General features: G+C 58.4%; 1 protein-coding gene. It reads left to right on the top strand.

Annotation, left to right across the window (positions count from 1 at the left end):
- Window positions 1–209 (top strand): ribonucleotide-diphosphate reductase subunit beta (locus tag ACL9RJ_RS33315; protein WP_422766027.1); only part of this gene is annotated, 209 nt, incomplete at both ends.

Here is a 209-nt window from a genome sequence, read left to right as displayed (position 1 = left end):
GAGACCGGCACCGTCGACACCGACAAGGAACTGCTGCGCAACCTGATCGCCTACTACTGCGTGCTGGAAGGCATCTTTTTCTACTGCGGCTTCACCCAGATCCTGTCCATGGGTCGGCGCAACAAGATGACCGGCGTCGCCGAGCAGTTCCAGTACATCCTGCGCGACGAATCCATGCACCTGAACTTCGGCATCGACGTGATCAACCA

Origin of the sequence: Pseudomonas sp. Mn2068, assembly GCF_049319725.1 — a bacterium.
In the GTDB taxonomy this organism is placed as follows: domain Bacteria; phylum Pseudomonadota; class Gammaproteobacteria; order Pseudomonadales; family Pseudomonadaceae; genus Aquipseudomonas; species Aquipseudomonas gingeri.
The sequence above is the reverse complement of the archived record's forward strand: the minus strand, read 5'-3'. Positions and strand labels throughout refer to the sequence as shown.